Source organism: Viridibacillus soli (assembly GCF_016612995.1).
Taxonomy (GTDB): Bacteria; Bacillota; Bacilli; order Bacillales_A; family Planococcaceae; genus Viridibacillus; species Viridibacillus soli.
The window spans coordinates 57954-76274 of the sequence record NZ_JAEOAH010000033.1 but is presented as its reverse complement, the minus strand read 5'-3'; the positions used below and the strand labels follow the sequence as shown (position 1 = coordinate 76274).

Here is an 18321-nt window from a genome sequence, read left to right as displayed (position 1 = left end):
ATTAGGTTGTTATTTACCGTTAAAATGGTTTTTTATGTTAGATATTAACTTATTTTACTGCATTTTTTAGTTGATTGTAGCGGAGGGTGCTAGCTCGCGGAAAGCGAGCAACCCGTAGCGGAAATCAACCTACCACTTTAATATTAATGGATAAGAACGGTTAATAAAGACGCCTGTTACAATAATTAAGTATGTAGTTCATACATTGTATTGTTTCATTAACCCGTTGTTTCTTAGAATCACAGTACCGTATGTTTAATCCTTCCCGAATACTTATCGCTTCTTTGATGATGTTATGCCATTTTACTGGCATATGATCGATTGCATATTTACTCGCGTCTACTTTTGAAACGATTTCATGTTCTCTAAGCGTATAGAATTGGCGTAACATTCCAGTAATTGACCATTGTATTTCCGAATCTACTAATTTATTGGGTAATAGATGAACTATTCTTTTGAATCTTTTAATTGTTTTTATTCGATTTAACCAATAGGTGTTCATATTAGTTAGTACGTAATCAGCCAGAATATTCTCATTAACATCAAAGTGAAATGAAGTTATTTCAGGACCAATAATGCTTATTCCCTTGTCTTTTAGAATCCACCAAGTAATCGGATTAATAACATGATTACTCCAATCTATCTTGCCGTCGTTTACATATAAACATTGCCTTGTTTCAGTCTGCTTTTTACCTATGTCTTCCCAAAGAAGGTAGCATCCATCCATGCCCGTTTTTTTATATTTATCTTGTAATTCTCGGTGAATTTCAGATACTATTTTCACCTCTGCTTCAGTTAAATGTCGGATTACAATTGCAATGAAATCAATATCGCTAGAGCCATTTATATAAGCATTAAGAGCTATTGAACCGTGTAAATATAATCCTTCAAGGGTATTGGGAATTCGTTCATGAAACAAGGAAATATACTCACTTAGAATATTTTGGACTGGTATTGGGATTTTTGAATCCATAAAATCGCTCCTTTCAATTAGAGTATAAACAATAAATTACTTTTATGTAAATAATAATATGGTAAAATTAACGTAAAGCATTCTACTCAACATTCATTTTCATCTTCTAACCTCTTAGCCTTACGTGAGAGAGCGTAAAATATTCTGTGTAAATGAATAAAACGACAAAAAAGAAGGCTAGTGGAAGGTATAAAATCTAAAAAAAACCATTTTGACGGAGTGATTCAACAAAATGGTTTTTGCCTATTTCAATTATACAATATCTATTATATTAAGATTTTCTTTTGAATATGATGTCCCATATGTTCGATATAATCTTCTGTGAGCCACTTGAATGTTTTTAGTTCATTTCCTCTACGTCACAAAGACATAAGTGTTTTTCGATTGGAACATTGTTTAGAATGCAGAATAGAGTTAGATTATCTTCTATTGGTGTATCTTGATAATGCTGTAATTCTATCCATTATTCTTACTTATAAGAAGCAAGAAAAGATGGTTGTTCTTCATATTGAATTTTAATGTGTTATTAAATTTTGCGAGGGAGGTAATAATGTGAAAAAAATTTTGGTGAGTAGTATATTTTTCCTTATATCTGCAATTATTTTTAGTGTAAAATATATTTCAGTATCAATACTTTTAGCAAAAAGTGATAATTTAGATTCAGAATTGATCAGAGCAACATTCAAGATTTTGCCATTAGAGTTAACAGCAATTTATTCAATATCATTTTTTGTAGGGATTGTATTTTTTATATTAGGAATTAAAGAGTATAGACGAGGTTGAAATATGTGAAAGATAAGGAATTATATAATTTTAGGTATGTCACAATCTCATAGATTGTGACATTTTTAATTTTATTTCAAATGTAAATAAATCAATCAATATAAATAATAGCAGAGTCACATAAATGTCAGGATTTATTTCTTTGACCATCTAGTTGGTAATGGTCGTTCTAGCATCTGTTCACGAACAATAAAGCTGTTGAAAATATAATAAAGTTTTAATTCCATTGTCATTTTTCTTAGTTCTGCTTGGGCCAAATTAGCTCTACGGAGATCAGTATTTGTAAGGTTCGCTTCTGTTAGGTTACATCTTCGTCAACCATGAATTGGCCGAGATCTTTCTCTTTTAAATTTTGTCGAAAAAAGTCATACTTTTCGGAATTTTCTTTATCAAACTATTGTAACCTTATTAATTTAATGTTAGAATCTGAATTGTAATACATATTTGATAAAAATATGAATTTTTTACAACAAAAGGAGACGGAAAAAATGAAACCATTTGTAAAAGGATTGACAGCTACGGTTCTGGCTACGACATTTGTTACGACTATACTACCAGTATCTTCGACTTTTGCTGCAAATAATGAACCAATTATGCAAACGCAGCAAGAAGATGTTACACCACTTATTTTGAATAATATGGATGTAGCAGTCCAAGCAGCATTGACAGGTCCAGAAGTAAAAAAATTAAAAGTGTTTGATCATGAATTTAACGTAAAACCAGCTTACATTTCGAAAAGTAAAAATTTAACCATTGTGAATGGACAAATCTCTCATCATTTAAGTTATCGTCCAGATGATCAATTCTATTATCGAATTGAAAAAGAAAATAATGAAATAAAAAAAATTGATATTCAAATTGATCGTGGCGGCTGGACGGTTATATCAGCACCATTATTGGCCCTAATTGCGCAGTATAATGGTATCCCTCTTACTCCAGAAGTCTTGAAGGAGTTAGGTCAAAAAATGGGACAGCTAATGGATGGTAGATGGGAATATGCTGCTGAAGCAATCGTATCCAATATTGCGTTACATGTAGAATAGTAGGATGCTAACTTAAACATGCCAACAGGTCCCTATCATTCATATAAGAACCGGCTTCGCTGATACATACAATTTTTGGTATAATAAAAGTGATAGAGCTTGTAAAACCACCAACAATTAAATACAAGAGAAATCTTGGTTCTGGTGCGAAAAAACTATCTAACTTTGACATACTAATACTACTAATCTAAAAAGGATGTAGATGAAGTATATATAAGCCAAGTCCATTGAATTGAAAGCTCTATTAAGCGCTAATAAGACGTCTATGTATATTTAACTCCTGGAAGTGGCATCACAACGTATAAGACAAGGCTCTAATTAGAATAATATTAAAATTTTTCTATATATTTTTATCAAAATGCTATAAAAGTTCGCTTTAACATTTAAAAAAGAATCCGAATTTCGGATTCTTTTTTTATGTTAAAGAAAAGTTTAGCTTACTCATACATGAATAGAACATAGAGGGGTACCAGTTTTTATGGTCTAATTGTGTCTTAGTGTTCAAATTATACAAGAAAATATTACTAAATATAACATTTTATATTGATTTATTCACATAATATGTTATTTTTAGGAGAGCAATATAGTACCAAAGCATCAATATAGTACCATAGGAGGGCTTATTATGAAGAAAAAATTAAAATTTAATCAAGTGTTAATTGGGGTTAGTACAATGGCACTATCATTAGGCGGGTTACAGGCAGAAGTATCAGCAGCAGAAAAAACGCCTTATAATGTATTACAAATGAAACCTGTTGGTATAGTAACTCCGCAAGACGAAATTGTACATTCTACAAAGGCTGATGAAACATTATCATTTGAAAAACGTTTGAAAATTGGAGATTTTTCGCAACACCCAGCTCCAATTTTAAAACGTGCTGAAACGAAGCAGTTGCAGGAACAGTACTCGATGGCAGAGCTTAATAGAATGAGTGATAGTGAGCTAATTGATACGCTAGGAAATATTCGTTGGAATCAAATTACAGACTTATTCCAATTCAGTGAGGAAACAAAAGTTTTTTATCAAAATAAAGAACGCATGCAAGTTATCATCAATGAATTAGGAAAAAGGGGAAGTTCTTTTACGAAAGATGATTCAAAGGGGATTGATACATTTGTTGAGCTATTGCGTTCTGCTTTTTATGTAGCATTTTATAATAACGAACTAGGTTATTTAAACGAAAGAAGTTTCCACGATAAGTGTTTATCAGCATTAAAGGAAATGGCTAAGAATTCAAACTTTAAACTTGGTACAGATGAGCAAGATAAAGTGGTATCCGCCTATGGAAAATTAATAGGTAATGCTTCTAGTGATGCAGAAACAGTTCAGTATGCTGCGAAAATTTTAAAACAGTATAACGGAAATCTCTCTACATATGAAAGCGATCCTTTAAAAGGACAAGCTATATATGAATTAATAAAAGGGATTGATTATGACATGCAGTCCTATTTGCAAGAGACACGTAAAGAACCTAATGCGACGATGTGGTATGGAAAGATTGATAGCTTCATAAATGAAGTTAATAAAATTGCCCTTATGCATAATGTGACAGATGACAATAGTTGGTTAATTAATAATGGCATTTATTATGCAGGGCGTTTAGGCAGCTTCCATAGTAATCCGAATAAAGGTTTAGAAGTTGTTACCCAAGCGATGCATATGTACCCTCATTTAAGTGAAGCTTATTTTGTTGCAGTAGAGCAAATTACAACAAATTATGGCGGAAAAGACTATAGTGGAAATACCGTAGATTTGCCGAAAATACGTGAAGAAGGAAAGAAGCAGTATTTACCGAAAACATATACATTTGATGATGGATCAATTGTATTTAAAACGGGAGATAAAGTAACGGAAGACAAAGTTCAAAGATTATACTGGGCTGCAAAAGAAGTAAAAGCACAATACCACCGTGTAATTGGTAATGATAAAGCATTGGAACAAGGCAATGCTGATGATGTATTAACAGTTGTAATTTATGACACTCCGGATCAATATCAATTAAACCGTCAATTGTACGGGTATGAAACAAATAATGGTGGTATTTATATTGAAGAGAAGGGGACTTTCTTTACATATGAACGTACGCCGGAGCAAAGTATTTATAGTTTAGAAGAGTTGTTCCGCCATGAGTTTACACATTATTTACAAGGAAGATACGAGGTTCCTGGTTTATTCGGAACAGGAGATATGTATCAAAATGAACGATTGACATGGTTCCAGGAAGGAAATGCAGAATTCTTTGCAGGATCAACACGTACAAATGATGTTGTTCCACGTAAGAGTATTATTAGTGGATTATCAGATGAACCATCACAACGCTATACAGCCGAGCAGACAATGTTTGCAAAATATGGATCATGGGATTTTTATAACTATTCATTTGCATTACAGTCTTATATGTATAATCATCAATTTGATACATTTGATAGAATTCAAGATTTAATTCGTGCGAACGATGTGAAAAGTTATGATGCGTATCGTGACGCTTTAAGTAAAGATCCACAACTGAATACGGAATACCAAGCCTATATGCAGCAATTGATTGATAATCAAGAAAAATACGATGTGCCACAAGTATCAGAGGATTATTTTGCGGAACATAAACCAAAAGCGTTAAAAGAAGTGGAGCGAGAAATTGCCGATGTTGCTAACGTAAAAGATGCAAAAATTACAAAACATAAGTCTCAATTTTTTGATACATTTACAGTCGAAGGTACGTATGTAGGTAGTGAAACAAAAGGTGAATATAAAGATTGGAAAACGATGAGTAAACAAGTGAACCAAGTATTGGAGCAACTGTCGCAAAAAGAGTGGAGTGGCTATAAAACAGTGACAGCGTATTTTGTAAACTACCGTTTGAATGCAGCAAACCAGTTTGAATATGATATTGTTTTCCACGGCGTTGCGACGGATAATGGAGAAAATCAAGCACCTATTGTAAATATGAATGGTCCATATGCTGGAGTCGAAAATGAAAAAATCCAGTTCAAGAGCGATGGTTCAAAAGATGAGGATGGGGAAATAGTTTCTTACCTTTGGGATTTTGGTGATGGAAAAACAAGTGAAGAGGCAAACCCTACTCATGTATACGAGCAAGCAGGAACATATGATGTGACATTAAAAGTGAAAGATGATAAGGGAATAGAAAGTAAAGATCAAGCAATTGTAACTGTAGGGAAAGGAGCACAAACAGAGATAGAACCAAATAATCATCCAGAAGAAGCGAATATGATTCCATTTAATATGCTCCTAAAAGGTAGTTTGATTGATGGTGATGATACGGATGTATACAAATTCGATGTTACGTCTCCAAAAGAAATAGATATTTCTGTCGTAAATGAAAATCAAATTGGAATGACATGGGTACTTTATCATGAGTCTGATATGCAAAATTACGCATCATATGGACAGGAGGATGGAAATATTATAAAAGGTAAATATAAAGCGGAACCAGGAAAGTATTATTTATATATTTATAAATTTGATAATGAAAACGGGACATATACAGTAAAAGTACAATAATTATATTTTTAAGTGTATACGAAAGTTTTAGTTTCAATAGTAGAGGTAGAGGTGCCATAGTGCAAGATTAAATATCATATGATTTCTAAAGAGATGATAGGCAACACACTTAATCCATTGAATGCTTTAGGTAAAATCTATCCTCAGTTGTATTAGGTATACACTAAAAAGCATTTTGACCACTCCGAGAGATCAAAGCTACTGAAAAAACAAGTTCCTAAATGGAATTGTTTGTGGAATGATGTTCTTCACCTTCTACCTTTACATCCATTTCATGTTTATGAGGCAATTACAAGCTTATGTATAAAAATTAAAGAAGAACAACAATTGAGTATTATAAGATTGAAAAAGAAAAGGGAAATAGATTTGGACTAATCCCCTTTATACCACGCTTATTAAGCCTTGGAGAAGTTGATATAAATGATGTGGAGATTATTAGGTGGAACCAATTCAAATGTAGAAAAAGCTTTTTATTGAACTAACGGGTGTTTTCGTATAATAAGGTTCACTAAAAATAATCAAACTATTTTATTAAAACTGTATACTAAATCACAAGAAAGAATCCATTTTGATCAATCTTTTTTCAAAATGGATTCTTTTTGTTTGCTGTAAAATGAGGATACTCTCGATAGATTTTTTTATAAAGCTACTTCTGCGTCTGTCATGATATACGTTTCTGGAGCTCGAATGGCTACGGACAGATGTGGCAACGAACTATAAAAAAATCGCAGCTATTAAAGGGTAAGACTGAAGCTAGTAATGAGCGCAACAAAGAATAAGTCCATCAAAAAATCTATCACGTTCAGCATGTCAATAGTTATCAGCGACAATTAAAAGACTGGATAGAACGATTTAATGGTGTAGCAATAAAATATCTCAATAGCTTTCTAATATGTAATTGATATGGCTTATTTCACTATCGGGGCACAAGAGTTCAGTGGAGAAATGGTTTATTGTGGTAAAATATTAACGATGGAGGTGTTGAATAAATTGAAAAAAAAACCTTTGATTTTAGTGCTAATGTTTGCAATTATATCGATTGGAATTTTTTCTTTAGTTAAATCCAATCCACCTTTAGTTAGTGGAACAATCGCTACATCAGGCGACAAACATACAGTAGTCGTTGTAATAGGAAATAAAAGTTTTAGTGATGTTCAGATTAAGGAGGTGTTAATTAATAACAATGAAAAACCATTAAAACAAAAAATACAGCTAAGTAATCCATTAAAAGGCTTTATTATTTCTGATGATATTGATGGTGAGGAAAGAGATTATGAATTTATAAATATAGAGGATGTAAAAATCCAATCGAAAACCTCTCCATCAACACAGTTAGAAAAAGCAAATAATGGCACTGCTACTGAAAGTGATAAAAGCTATGGATTAACAGTTTTCTACAATAAAGAAATATCCAAGGTTATTATAAAATATAGTTATTTGGGGCTTTCTTTTGGAGAAACTGTCTCCATCCACGGTTAGATAATATAATTCAGTGAAGCTTATTTTTTCTTTTTTAAGTAACGGGTCCGTTAACAGTAGAATAAACCAAAATAATGGGCTTCATCGTGGGGGCCTTTGCTTTTGACTAATTATCGATATTATCGTTTCAGAAATGGTCGTTTATGTTTTAGCGACAATCTTTTAGAACATAGGCTTAATCTTTCATACCAAAAATGTGCAAGCTGGAGATCATCAAGTCTGCTAAAATCGGATTGAAATTCGCTTCTCAACTTTGAATCGCTTTGCCCGATATTATTTAAAGAAACGCTTGAATCTTTAAACGAAAAATATCAGTGGACAATAGTGCTGGGAAATCCCTTTGGCTATACATTTCAGGAGATTTCTTACATTATAAGTTACTCAATCGACACAGTGAAACCCCTTGTTTACTTAACTCTAAATAGACGTGGAATTTATTTTGAATTGCAGTAGAACGTGCAATCGAAAGGAAGATGTGTATGTTAAACGAACAATTAAAGCAAAAAGCACAAGCGATTGGTGGCATCCCAACTGAATACGAGCTTGAAATTGAAGATTACCGAGAAAACGAGGCGGACAGCCGTGCTACTTTTCTATGGAAAGACCCACATGATGAAGATAATGGTATTTGGATTGAATTAGACGGAGATGGTCATCTAACTGATTTGACAAAGGATACTTCCTCGAAAAGCAAAGAAGATTCCTTACCGAACGAACATTTACAGGAACTTGCCTTGCAATTTGTTCTTGATCATTATCCAAATGCACTCGAGCAATTTACCCTTGAAGAAATGAAAGAAAGACAGGACGATAAACTGCAGTTTACATATAGCCAAAATGAATTAGAGTTATTCCTTCCCCACACCGGATTTTTTGTTGATATAACAAAGAGCGGTGAAATTGTGCGCTTTCGTTACGATGGAGTAGCAGAAAAGATTATCCATCCTGAAAAGATCATACATAAAGACGAGGCAAGAAGCACGTTATTAAATGAATTGGTCATGAAAACAACGATTGCCGTTCTTAGCGATGAAGTGTATGAGGCTGGCGATAATTTGCCCCATCTCATGTTTGAACCAAACTTGAGAAGCCATCAACTACTAGCTGATGGTAAAGCTCCAGAAATCAAAAGGGAAGAAGAGATTTCAAGTCAGCTCATCCCGTTACCTAAACCAACGAAAGCAGCAGCGAAGGATGTAGATGCTTTTATCGGATTGGATCGGTCCATTTTCCAACAAATTCGCGAGCAGGACATGGGTAATTCGATTGGTACAGTTTGGCGAATCGCTGAAGAAGAACCTAAACTTTCTGATCACAGTATAGACGGCTTTTTCAAACAAAGAAATGATAATACGATTAAAATCAGGACTGATAAAGAGAGCGGTCAATTAAAAGGTGCATTTTCTTTCTTGGAACGTAAAGGAGCATTACAATTAAGCCTGAATGAATGTGAGGACATCGCCTTGCAGTTTTTATATAAACTTTACCCGCAAGCTGATCAGTTTTTCCGCATGAAGTCAGAAACGGAAGAAGACGAAACAAATGCATGGTTTCACTTTGAATTGTATCATGGGGGCATTGACTTCAGATACGGATTTACATGCATAACTATCAATCGAACCACCGGACAGATAAATCATTATCTCGGACCTGATATCCAACCTGAATTAATCGCAGCTCTTCCTTCCGAACCTACTGTTTCAGAGGAAAAGGCAAAAGAATTATTCACCAGCTTGTTTAATGTCGAACTGCAATGGCAGAAGAAATATACTGATGACTCAGAAGGCTATTATCAGCTCGTTTACATACCTGTGTATCCTAGTCTCGAAGGCGATTTCGCGTTTATTGAAGCAGAAGATGGTAGGATCATTGTAAAAAAAGATTTATATTGATAAAGAGAGCCTGCTAAGCGAAGCAGGCTTTATTTAATCCGAGATGGTAAAAAAGATGAAGGAATAGGGTTAGTTGAACAAACTGGCTATAACGATTAGCATAGATTGATAGTTTTTCAGGTGTGTTGATTAGGGGAACATTAGGTTGTTATTTACCGTTAAAATGGTTTTTTATGTTCTTATGTTACTACATTTTTTAGTTGATTGTAGCGGAGGGTGCTTGCCGGTGGAAAGCGAGCATCCCGTAGCGGAAATCAACCTAAAACTTTAATGCTAATGGTTTAAATTGGTTAATCAACACACCTGATAGTTTTTATGACTATTGAGAAGAACATTTTGATAATTACGTTAGACAATTCGATAGTCAATCGATGTAACTGATATAAGTATTGATGGTGATGGTACTTGTAGAGGATGTATGAGTTATCTATATGGAATTGGAAAATGTTTAAAAATGTAATTTTTTTCTTTCTCATCAAATGTTCTTCTGGAAAATGGCGTTATAATGGAATTAAGATTAAACTATAGTAAGTATAATATAGAAGTAAATGTAAAAACTAGGGGGAAGTTTATTATGAAAATAGAAGTTAGTGCATTTCCTGTAATTGAAACTAATAGATTAATATTAAGAAAAGTTACAAAAGACGATGCTGGTAGTGTTTTGAAATATTTATCTGATAAAGATGTAATGAAGCACGTTGGATTAGATCCTTTTAACACAATCGAGGATGCAATGAGTGAGATTTTATGGTATCAATCAATAGTTGAAAAGGGCACAGGAATTAGATGGGGAATTACTTTGAAAGGCCAAGGGGAAGTAATTGGTAGCTGTGGCTTTCTTAATAGTGTTCCCCAACATTACCGCACTGAAATCGGAACTGAATTAAGTAAAGATTACTGGGGACAAGGTATTGCCAGTGAGGCTTTTGAAGCTGTAATAAGATATGGATTTGAACATTTTAATCTCCAAAGAATAGAAGCGTTAATTGAACCTCCTAATATCGCATCTCAAAAGTTAGCAGAAAAGAATGGCTTTATAAGAGAAGGTTTATTAAGAAATTATGAGTTTACTTGTGGTAAATTTGATGATTTATATATGTATTCATTGTTAAAACAAGATTTTGATAACTGCTAAAATCATTCTGGATTAAAGTGTCTAAAACAAATATAGATTTTTAAAGAATAGACTGTGAATGTTGATAATTTATAACAAAGGCTGATAAAAGTAGCTATTTGATTGGTTCTTGTTTGTGGTAGCCGATGTAATGAAAGCACTAAACATAACATTAAAGAATTTCTATTAACATCATTTGTATTTGAAAAGACAGATACTTATGAGAGTTTGCGTCTGTCAAAATTCAATGTTTAGTTCTTCTTCAACAAATAGGTTAGCAATAACTCAAAGATTAATGACTTATTGAAAGGAGAATTACCTTTGGACTTTAAATTCCTTGTTTTTAACACCATTCCAGATGCTGATTACAGAAAACATGGAATTGCTTCTAAGTTAATGGAACAGCAACATCAATATGTAAAAGAGTATGGTTATAAAGTTATTCAAACAAAAACAATGAATAGATGGCGTAGCATGTTGATATTAAATATCAAAAATGGCTTCGATGTCATTGATGCTTATATTAATGAAGAAGGATTACACAAAATAATTCTTGAAAAGACTTTATTAGACTAACAGATAGCCTTAGTTCAACAAGGCTTGGGAAACCTTACTAGTTTGGGTTTCCCTTAATTTTATCTAATAATTAATAGTAACGTTAAACACAGCCTTCGGATTAAATAAAATCATCAGCTGTTTTTACTCCCTATATTAAGTGTTGGAAATAATAGTGAAAATTCCATTTAACTAATGGCCAGGAAGTGACTACAATGAAGGTTAGATTAACTAATTATCAAGAACATTGGCAAGAAGAATTTGAAAAAGAGGCGACATTTTTAAAAAGTATTTTGAAAAATATAGAGATTCAGTTTGAACATTTTGGTAGTACTGCTGTAAAGGGAATGAAAGCAAAACCTGTTATTGATATGATAGGGATTGTTAAGTGTATTGATGATTTGGAGCCCTTCAATGACATTCTACTAGCAAATGGCTATGATGTGGCTGGGGAATGGGGTATTAATGGTAGAAGGTTATACCGAAAAGGTGGAGAAAATCGAACACATCATATTCATATGTATCAATTTGATAATCCTCATATTGAACGTCATTTAGTAGTTCGAGATTATTTACGAACACATCCTTTAGAAGTAGATGGCTATAACCATGTAAAGACGGTACTAACTTCGGAATATGATGATACCAGAGAATATAGTAAAGCAAAAAAAGACTATGTAAATGAATTAGAAAAACGAGCGTATAAATGGTTTTTGCATAAAGATTAATACGTTAAAGGATAGAAACTTATGGTGTAAAATGGAATTGAACTGGCCGATATTAGGTTCTTTTCTATACTAAACAACAATTTTAAAAATAAAAAAGTACGAGTAAAATTGGCCTATTTCTCTGACTTATAGATTAATAAATGTTTACATGTAGTAGTATTTTGAACAAAATAGAATTATCAAGGTCTAATAAAATTAAATGATAAGGGTGGAAAAAATGAAGCTAACAATGAAATATGTCATCTTATATGTGAATGATTTTGAAAAGTCTATGGATTTCTACAAAGGTATTCTTCAGTTACCTGTCAAGATGCAGCAAGGTACATATGTTGAATTTGTTACAGGTGCTACAACATTATCGATTAATACGCGTAAGTCTGTAAAAGAGGAAATAGGATTAGATGTCCCTGAAGCATCTGTTTCAACACAAACATTCGAGGTTGGGTTTGTTGTAGAGGATGTTCCAGCTACAATCGAAATTCTTCGGGAGCAAGGTGTGACAATCATAAAAGAACCTGTAACAAAGCCATGGGGACAAACAGTTGCATATATAGCAGATCCAGACGGACACTATATTGAAATTTGCTCTTCTGTTGAGTAAATTCAATGGGATTATTGAAATGATAAAGAACAAGAGCGAGTATTAGTTACAAGAGATGGAACGAAGGCAACGGTTGCAATTTTAGGTCGTGGACGTATTGAAACAGTTCAATTAGACAATGCGGTAGGTGATAAATTATCTAGGAATACTAGAAAAGGAGCAATGTTGAAATAATGCTATTATCTAGTAATGTGAAACTTTGTATTGTCTGACACGTATATAAAGTAAATAGTATAAATTCAAAGGAGATTATGTAATGGCGGTACTCATTCTTGATGCATTAAACTTAATTATTTATTTACCGTTCCTTAAACCAGATGAAGAAGATATTTCAAAAAATATCGAGGCATTAAAAAAACATAACTGGTATATAGCTTTATTAGAAGATGGCGAATTGAAAGAACTGATTGTACACGATAAAGATGTTAGACAAATCATTGGTCGATTTAATTACGAGAAGTTAAGTCGACAGAGTTATCAAATCAAGTGCGAACGTAAATTAGAAGATGTTTTGAAGAAAAAAATGGTAGCGTAAAATAAAGACTTGATTCTGATGTAATAATAGAATCAAGTTTTTATTTTATGAATAAATTAACCATGTAATATTGAATTGGCCGAGGTCAACCTTTTGCAATGGTATGCACTCGGATCACTTTGGAAATTCACTAGTTTGAAGAGTGAAGGAAAACTAACTTTTACTTTAATTCCGAGTGCTCATAATAATCTAACATAAAAAACTGCTGATATCCTAACGACCTAAAATATTATCCCATTTTAGGCGTTTTCTTATTGAGTGGACGCACTACAAACGCTAATATCTATTGACTTAGAAGCGGAAAGCAATGGAACAATCGTTAACAAATTTGAATGCGCTTGTAAAAGGGAAAGAAATACCGTATTTATTATGGTTCTATTAATGAACTAATTTGACAGCATTAAAAACGCTTGTACATAAATTCAAGCGTTTTTATTTTACTAAAGTATCAATGTAGGTAATATGATCATTAAATATATCAAATCCAACTGCAATAACTATGATGAATACAAAGGTATAAATAATAGTGTAAGTGATGAGGTTTAGATTGAATCTATATGTCAATTTGAAAAAGCCCAAAATTCCTGCAATCAATATCGATAAGAAAACCGAATAAATTAACCAATGATTAACTAGTTTAATAATGGCCATTTCTATTTTAATAAGCGATACTGCATTAGCGTCTGAAATGGGAAACTGAATTTTTTGAGGGGACATTATGCCCTTTGTAACTTCGACAATGGAATCTGTAACTGAAAATGCATAGCCAGATGGATGGAAATTCAAAAGAAACGATGTAAAGCTAAAAACCGCTAAAGCACAATTAAATAGTAGTAAATGAAATCCGATTTTCTTCAAATATTCACCTCCTATTATTCAATAATATTCCAACTAAAATGAATTATTGTCACTCAATACAAAATGGCAAACCCATTATGCCAAGGTATGAGGGTAAAAGGAAAAATAATACTACGAATCTGTGGAAGTATTATATGATGAACTAGGAAATTCAACACGCTATTAAAAACGCTTCAAAAACCGAATTACTTTAGAAACGGTTTTTCTCTTCTGCCATTAGATCTCCCAGATCACCACAAGTAGGAAAATAAATGGAGGCGTTAGTAGAGGCTTATCCTAATCTTGCTACATAGTAGTTATATAAGACACTGCTTAATAATCCATAGTGACGAACTCATTTCTATACTTATGATGTTGACACGCTCATTTAGATAAAAGAACTTTAGTGATTATGAAACAAATTCTAGGAAGCTTTATTGGGTATCGCCGAGAATGAAAAATTTTTAAAAGTAGTTATTAAGGTTGTTTAATGAATAAGCAATTTCTTTAATACCAACTTCAATTTTATCATCTTCTATAGTTGAAACATTAATTTTTAAAATTCGCTCATGATAAAAGTCATCTATATAGTTTTGCTCAATTGGATTAAATAAAATGTTTTTTTCGCTTAAATATCTGATTATTCGATTTAGATCTACTTCTTTAGGAAAAACGATATGGCTATGCATACATATTTCTGAAGATGATGGATACATAGGTAAATATGTTTTTAACGCGTGCTGAAGAATTTTTCCACGATTATGATAAATCTCATGTACTTGTGCACGATATCGTTCAAACATGCCACTTTTTAAATATAGCTCAAGGGCGGCCTGTGAAATCATAGAACTGTCAATATCAGTTGTATTTTTATGCTGCTGAAAAATATTAATCAAAGCATTTGGTAAAATGGCAAGTCCTATACGTAGACCAGGGAACATGATTTTAGAAAAACTTTTTAAATAAATAACCCGGTTATGGAGATCTATAGAAAATAATGGATCTCGTTTTGAATTATACTCAAAGTCTGCCATATAATCGTCTTCAACAATATATACATCATATTGATTGGCAAGATGGAGAATCGCTTCTTTTTCTTTTTTGCTATAAGAAGTTCCTAATGGATTATGAAATCGTGGCATAGTATAAAAAAACTTGATTTCTCTAGTTCGAAAAATCTGTTCCAGTTCTTCTAAATTAATACCATCTATAGAACGATTAATGCCAACAGCTGGCAACTGATACGTTTTTAGAAAATCCATATATAAATGGTAGCTTGGTTGTTCAACAAGTATGGTTTTACGTTTATTAGGGAAGGGCATGAGGCTTAGTAAAGAGAGCGCTTGCTGAACGCCTGAAGTAATAAAGATATTACTGTTATTTGTAAATACTTGATACGATTCTAATAATTTCTTCGCCTCTGTGATTAATGAGGATAAGCCTTTAGGTGTGCCATATTGAAATAGATCTGTTTGATAAGTATCAATGGCTTTGTTAATGCAGTGCTGAAAATCTTTATAAGGGAACGCATGCCATGTTGGAGAAGAAGTGGCGAAGTCTATGATACTTGATACAGTTGGTTTATGTGGTATTTGATGGTCCACCACGTAATAGCCACTCTTCGGAATAGCGTAAATCAAATGATGGTCTTCCAGTTTTTGTAATGCCGTTAGTGTAGTACTTTTACTGCAAGAAAACTGTTGTGATAATTGTCGAATAGAGGGTAACTTCGCACCAGAATACAGGTCACCATTATAAATGCGATGCCATAAATCGTTATAGATTAATTCATATTTAAGCATGTTGAACCTCCTTGTACATCTGTATCGGTACAGATGTGTATTTTTATAGTCGTCTAAATATGTATTTTTTAATAAGATAGTTGTACCGGCCGGACTTAATCGAAAAGGAGCAATATCTTATGAAAGAAATGAAAAAAGCATATATCGCAGCAATCATATATGCCATTATTATTGGGCTTTCCTTTATGTTTGTCAAAATAGCGCTCACGATTGCCAGTCCATTGGATACACTTGCACACCGATTTACGATTGCTTTGATAGTTGCAACGATTTTTCTATTCTTTAGTAAAACCAAATTACAAATAGGGTGGAAGGATTTGCAGAGAATTCTACCTTTAGCATTACTTTATCCAATATTATTTTTTGCTTTTCAAGTGTTTGGTCTAGCTCGTACTTCATCTTCGGAAGCGGGCATTATTCAAGCAACTATTCCTATCTTTACGTTAATCTTGGCGAGTTTATTATTGAAGGAAAAACCAACCTTTAAACAGCTTATATGTGTTAGTTTATCAGTACTTGGAGTTATCTTTATTTTCATTATGAACGGGGCAGGGTCAGCTACGGTTAGCTTCATCGGAAGTGGATTTATCTTGTTATCAGCTATTGCTTCATCACTCTATAATGTTCTGGCAAGAAAGTTAACACAACAGTATTCATTGTTTACCTTAACGTATGTAATGACACTTTTTGGATTTATCGGGTTTAATGGCATAGCCATTAGTATGAATGTCATCAATGGTACTACGAAGCATTTCTTCCAACCTTTAATGCACATAGATTTTGTTTTAGCCATTTTTTATTTAGGTATCCTATCTTCACTTATTACTTCGTTTCTTTCTAATTATGCCTTATCAAAAATGGCTGCGTCTAATATGAGTGTTTTCAGTAATTTCGCGACACTCATTACGATATTAGCAGGAGTTATTTTTTTACAAGAGGAATTTCACTTTTATCATCTAGTAGGGGCCACTGTTATCATTACAGGGATTGTTGGTACAAGTTATTATGGTAATAGGGTAAAGAAGGCTTAAAGATATAGCTATCGCTCTAAAATCTAACCTACTCCTAATTTTGTGTTCATTAATAATATTGGATGTAGTATAAACGAATGGCCATACATCGGTTAAATTACTAAGATTGAATATCTTCAACTATAAGGAGCTTTATTTCATTAAAACCTATATAGGGGTCCGGACAACCAAATGACATAAAACACACGCTAAGCAAATTTCGACAAAGAAAAAGCCGATTTTCCCACGCTTAGAAAATCGGCTTTTTAATTTTCATTTTCTAAAATAATTCGGGTCTTATTTATCTAGTTTTCTTTATATCAGTTAAGCGCGTTTCCGTACGATATTTTTCATCAATAGTTAAAATCGAAGTACCTTCAAATAACAATGCGTTAACAGCTTCCCCATTTTCTGGCTTCCAAAATGTTGACGACCACATATGATACTGATCAGCAATTTTATCTGCAGTTTGTTCGTCCGTTCTTGTAAATAATTCATATAAGGATACAGTTCTCTTTTGAAGTGTACCAGGGTCACTAGCTAATACATATGAAAATTGTACGGATCCTGTAAAGAAGCCACGACTTTTAATTTCATACACAGCTGGTGAAGTGTACACAGTTGAAACCAATTTTCCTTGTGACATAGGCTGTAATTTAGCGGATGCAGTTGAACTAAACGTTTTCGAAAAGGTTTGTGAATCAGATGTCCCATTTTGATTAGAATTTGTATATTCATATGCCACTTCAGCACCAAGTTCTGACCCTGCAACAAGGAAGTCAACTTTTGCTTTATAAGTAAATTTAACACCTGCTTTATGGCTATGTGTAATAGATTTTGTTAATGTCGAAGTATTTGAGATAGCGTGTTGGAATGTATGTGATTTCGTTAGTTCAGCAGAAGGATGGTCGTTATATATATATTCATCTATTGATTGAACTACTTTTTCAGGTCCAGTTCCGATCAATTTAGATCGAACAGGATAATCCGGATCTACATACTTTTCTTCCACGTCTACTAATTTTAAATCATTGATAATTACTCCTACAGTAGATGTCTCTCCAAGGGCATGAATAAATCTTGCATAACCTGGAATAGCTTCTCTAGCAGCATGTTCAATATTCACCACTTGCATTTGTTGCTTTTGTTGATTAGATATTTTTTGTAATGGAGTATTTTCTAGATTTACGTTTTGTGGAACATTCGTTTGAGCACTAGCTACATTTCCTGAAGAGATAAATAATGGAACACTTAAGATCATGGCTGTTACAACTTGTTTTTTCATAGAAACCCTCTCTTTTAGCTATTTTTTTAATATTTATACCGCATGTTACCGCTTCTGCATAAGGAACATTAGGCACAATAATTCCAGTTATTAGAACAGTAGGTGTTCTACAATTGCCAACTTTTTGAAAAGTATATTTAGTTCCTCCTCTCTTCTACAAT

General features: G+C 33.0%; 15 protein-coding genes and 3 pseudogenes. 13 read left to right on the top strand and 5 right to left on the bottom strand.

From position 1 onward, the window contains the following. Positions 1-160: 160 nt before the first annotated feature. Positions 161-973, bottom strand: a complete 813-nt coding sequence (locus JFL43_RS17135) for an aminoglycoside adenylyltransferase domain-containing protein (RefSeq protein ID WP_200750003.1) — start codon at positions 971-973, stop codon at positions 161-163. A gap of 552 nt (positions 974-1525) precedes the next feature. On the opposite strand from JFL43_RS17135, the gene JFL43_RS17130 reads away from it, so the two are divergent. Next, complete coding sequence (locus JFL43_RS17130) at positions 1526-1756, top strand: hypothetical protein (protein ID WP_200750002.1); 231 nt, start codon at positions 1526-1528, stop codon at positions 1754-1756. A 134-nt stretch (positions 1757-1890) separates the two neighbouring features. Here JFL43_RS17130 and JFL43_RS23550 read toward each other — a convergent pair. Continuing rightward, positions 1891-2055, bottom strand: a pseudogene (locus JFL43_RS23550) (pentapeptide repeat-containing protein); the annotation flags it as partial. A 189-nt stretch (positions 2056-2244) separates the two neighbouring features. On the opposite strand from JFL43_RS23550, the gene JFL43_RS17120 reads away from it, so the two are divergent. From JFL43_RS17120 to JFL43_RS17075, 11 genes and pseudogenes are all read left to right on the top strand, one after another. Continuing rightward, positions 2245-2799, top strand: a complete 555-nt coding sequence (locus JFL43_RS17120) for a methyltransferase (RefSeq protein WP_200750001.1) — start codon at positions 2245-2247, stop codon at positions 2797-2799. A 625-nt stretch (positions 2800-3424) separates the two neighbouring features. Then, entirely contained in the window at positions 3425-6322 is a 2898-nt protein-coding gene (gene colA / locus JFL43_RS17115) for a collagenase ColA (protein WP_200750000.1), read from the top strand. 791 nt (positions 6323-7113) lie between these two features. Then, positions 7114-7212, top strand: a pseudogene (locus JFL43_RS22765) (IS1595 family transposase); the annotation flags it as partial. Between the two features lie 100 nt (positions 7213-7312). Further along, positions 7313-7801, top strand: a complete 489-nt coding sequence (locus JFL43_RS17110) for a hypothetical protein (RefSeq protein ID WP_200749999.1) — start codon at positions 7313-7315, stop codon at positions 7799-7801. A 479-nt stretch (positions 7802-8280) separates the two neighbouring features. Further along, positions 8281-9693 carry a YcdB/YcdC domain-containing protein gene (locus tag JFL43_RS17105; protein ID WP_200749998.1) on the top strand — a complete coding sequence of 471 codons (1413 nt, stop codon included), beginning with the start codon at positions 8281-8283 and terminating at the stop codon, positions 9691-9693. 574 nt (positions 9694-10267) lie between these two features. Continuing rightward, a complete protein-coding gene (locus JFL43_RS17100) occupies positions 10268-10828 on the top strand; it encodes a GNAT family N-acetyltransferase (RefSeq protein ID WP_200749997.1) in 561 nt (186 codons plus the stop codon). Positions 10829-10931: 103 nt separating this feature from the next. Next, positions 10932-11062, top strand: a pseudogene (locus JFL43_RS23650) (IS1595 family transposase); the annotation flags it as partial. 66 nt (positions 11063-11128) lie between these two features. Beyond that, positions 11129-11383 (top strand): GNAT family N-acetyltransferase, encoded by a 255-nt coding sequence (locus JFL43_RS17090; protein ID WP_325166705.1) that lies wholly within the window; start codon positions 11129-11131, stop codon positions 11381-11383. Between the two features lie 194 nt (positions 11384-11577). Then, positions 11578-12090 (top strand): GrpB family protein, encoded by a 513-nt coding sequence (locus tag JFL43_RS17085; RefSeq protein WP_200749996.1) that lies wholly within the window; start codon positions 11578-11580, stop codon positions 12088-12090. Positions 12091-12307: 217 nt separating this feature from the next. Then, positions 12308-12691: a VOC family protein gene (locus tag JFL43_RS17080; protein WP_200749995.1), complete on the top strand. Its 384-nt coding sequence runs from the start codon at positions 12308-12310 to the stop codon at positions 12689-12691. Between the two features lie 256 nt (positions 12692-12947). Continuing rightward, complete coding sequence (locus tag JFL43_RS17075) at positions 12948-13226, top strand: hypothetical protein (RefSeq protein WP_200749994.1); 279 nt, start codon at positions 12948-12950, stop codon at positions 13224-13226. A 432-nt stretch (positions 13227-13658) separates the two neighbouring features. Here the strand turns inward: JFL43_RS17075 and JFL43_RS17070 are convergent, their stop codons facing one another. Together JFL43_RS17070 and JFL43_RS17065 are read right to left on the bottom strand one after the other, a co-directional pair. After that, complete coding sequence (locus tag JFL43_RS17070; RefSeq protein WP_200749993.1) at positions 13659-14084, bottom strand: hypothetical protein; 426 nt, start codon at positions 14082-14084, stop codon at positions 13659-13661. A 443-nt stretch (positions 14085-14527) separates the two neighbouring features. Beyond that, entirely contained in the window at positions 14528-15865 is a 1338-nt protein-coding gene (locus tag JFL43_RS17065) for an aminotransferase-like domain-containing protein (protein ID WP_200749992.1), read from the bottom strand. A 119-nt stretch (positions 15866-15984) separates the two neighbouring features. On the opposite strand from JFL43_RS17065, the gene JFL43_RS17060 reads away from it, so the two are divergent. Continuing rightward, a complete protein-coding gene (locus tag JFL43_RS17060) occupies positions 15985-16896 on the top strand; it encodes a DMT family transporter (RefSeq protein WP_200749991.1) in 912 nt (303 codons plus the stop codon). Positions 16897-17176: 280 nt separating this feature from the next. Here JFL43_RS17060 and JFL43_RS17055 read toward each other — a convergent pair whose 3' ends face one another. Next, positions 17177-18160, bottom strand: coding sequence for a hypothetical protein (locus JFL43_RS17055; protein ID WP_200749990.1), 984 nt, complete (start codon positions 18158-18160; stop codon positions 17177-17179). Positions 18161-18321 lie beyond the last annotated feature (161 nt).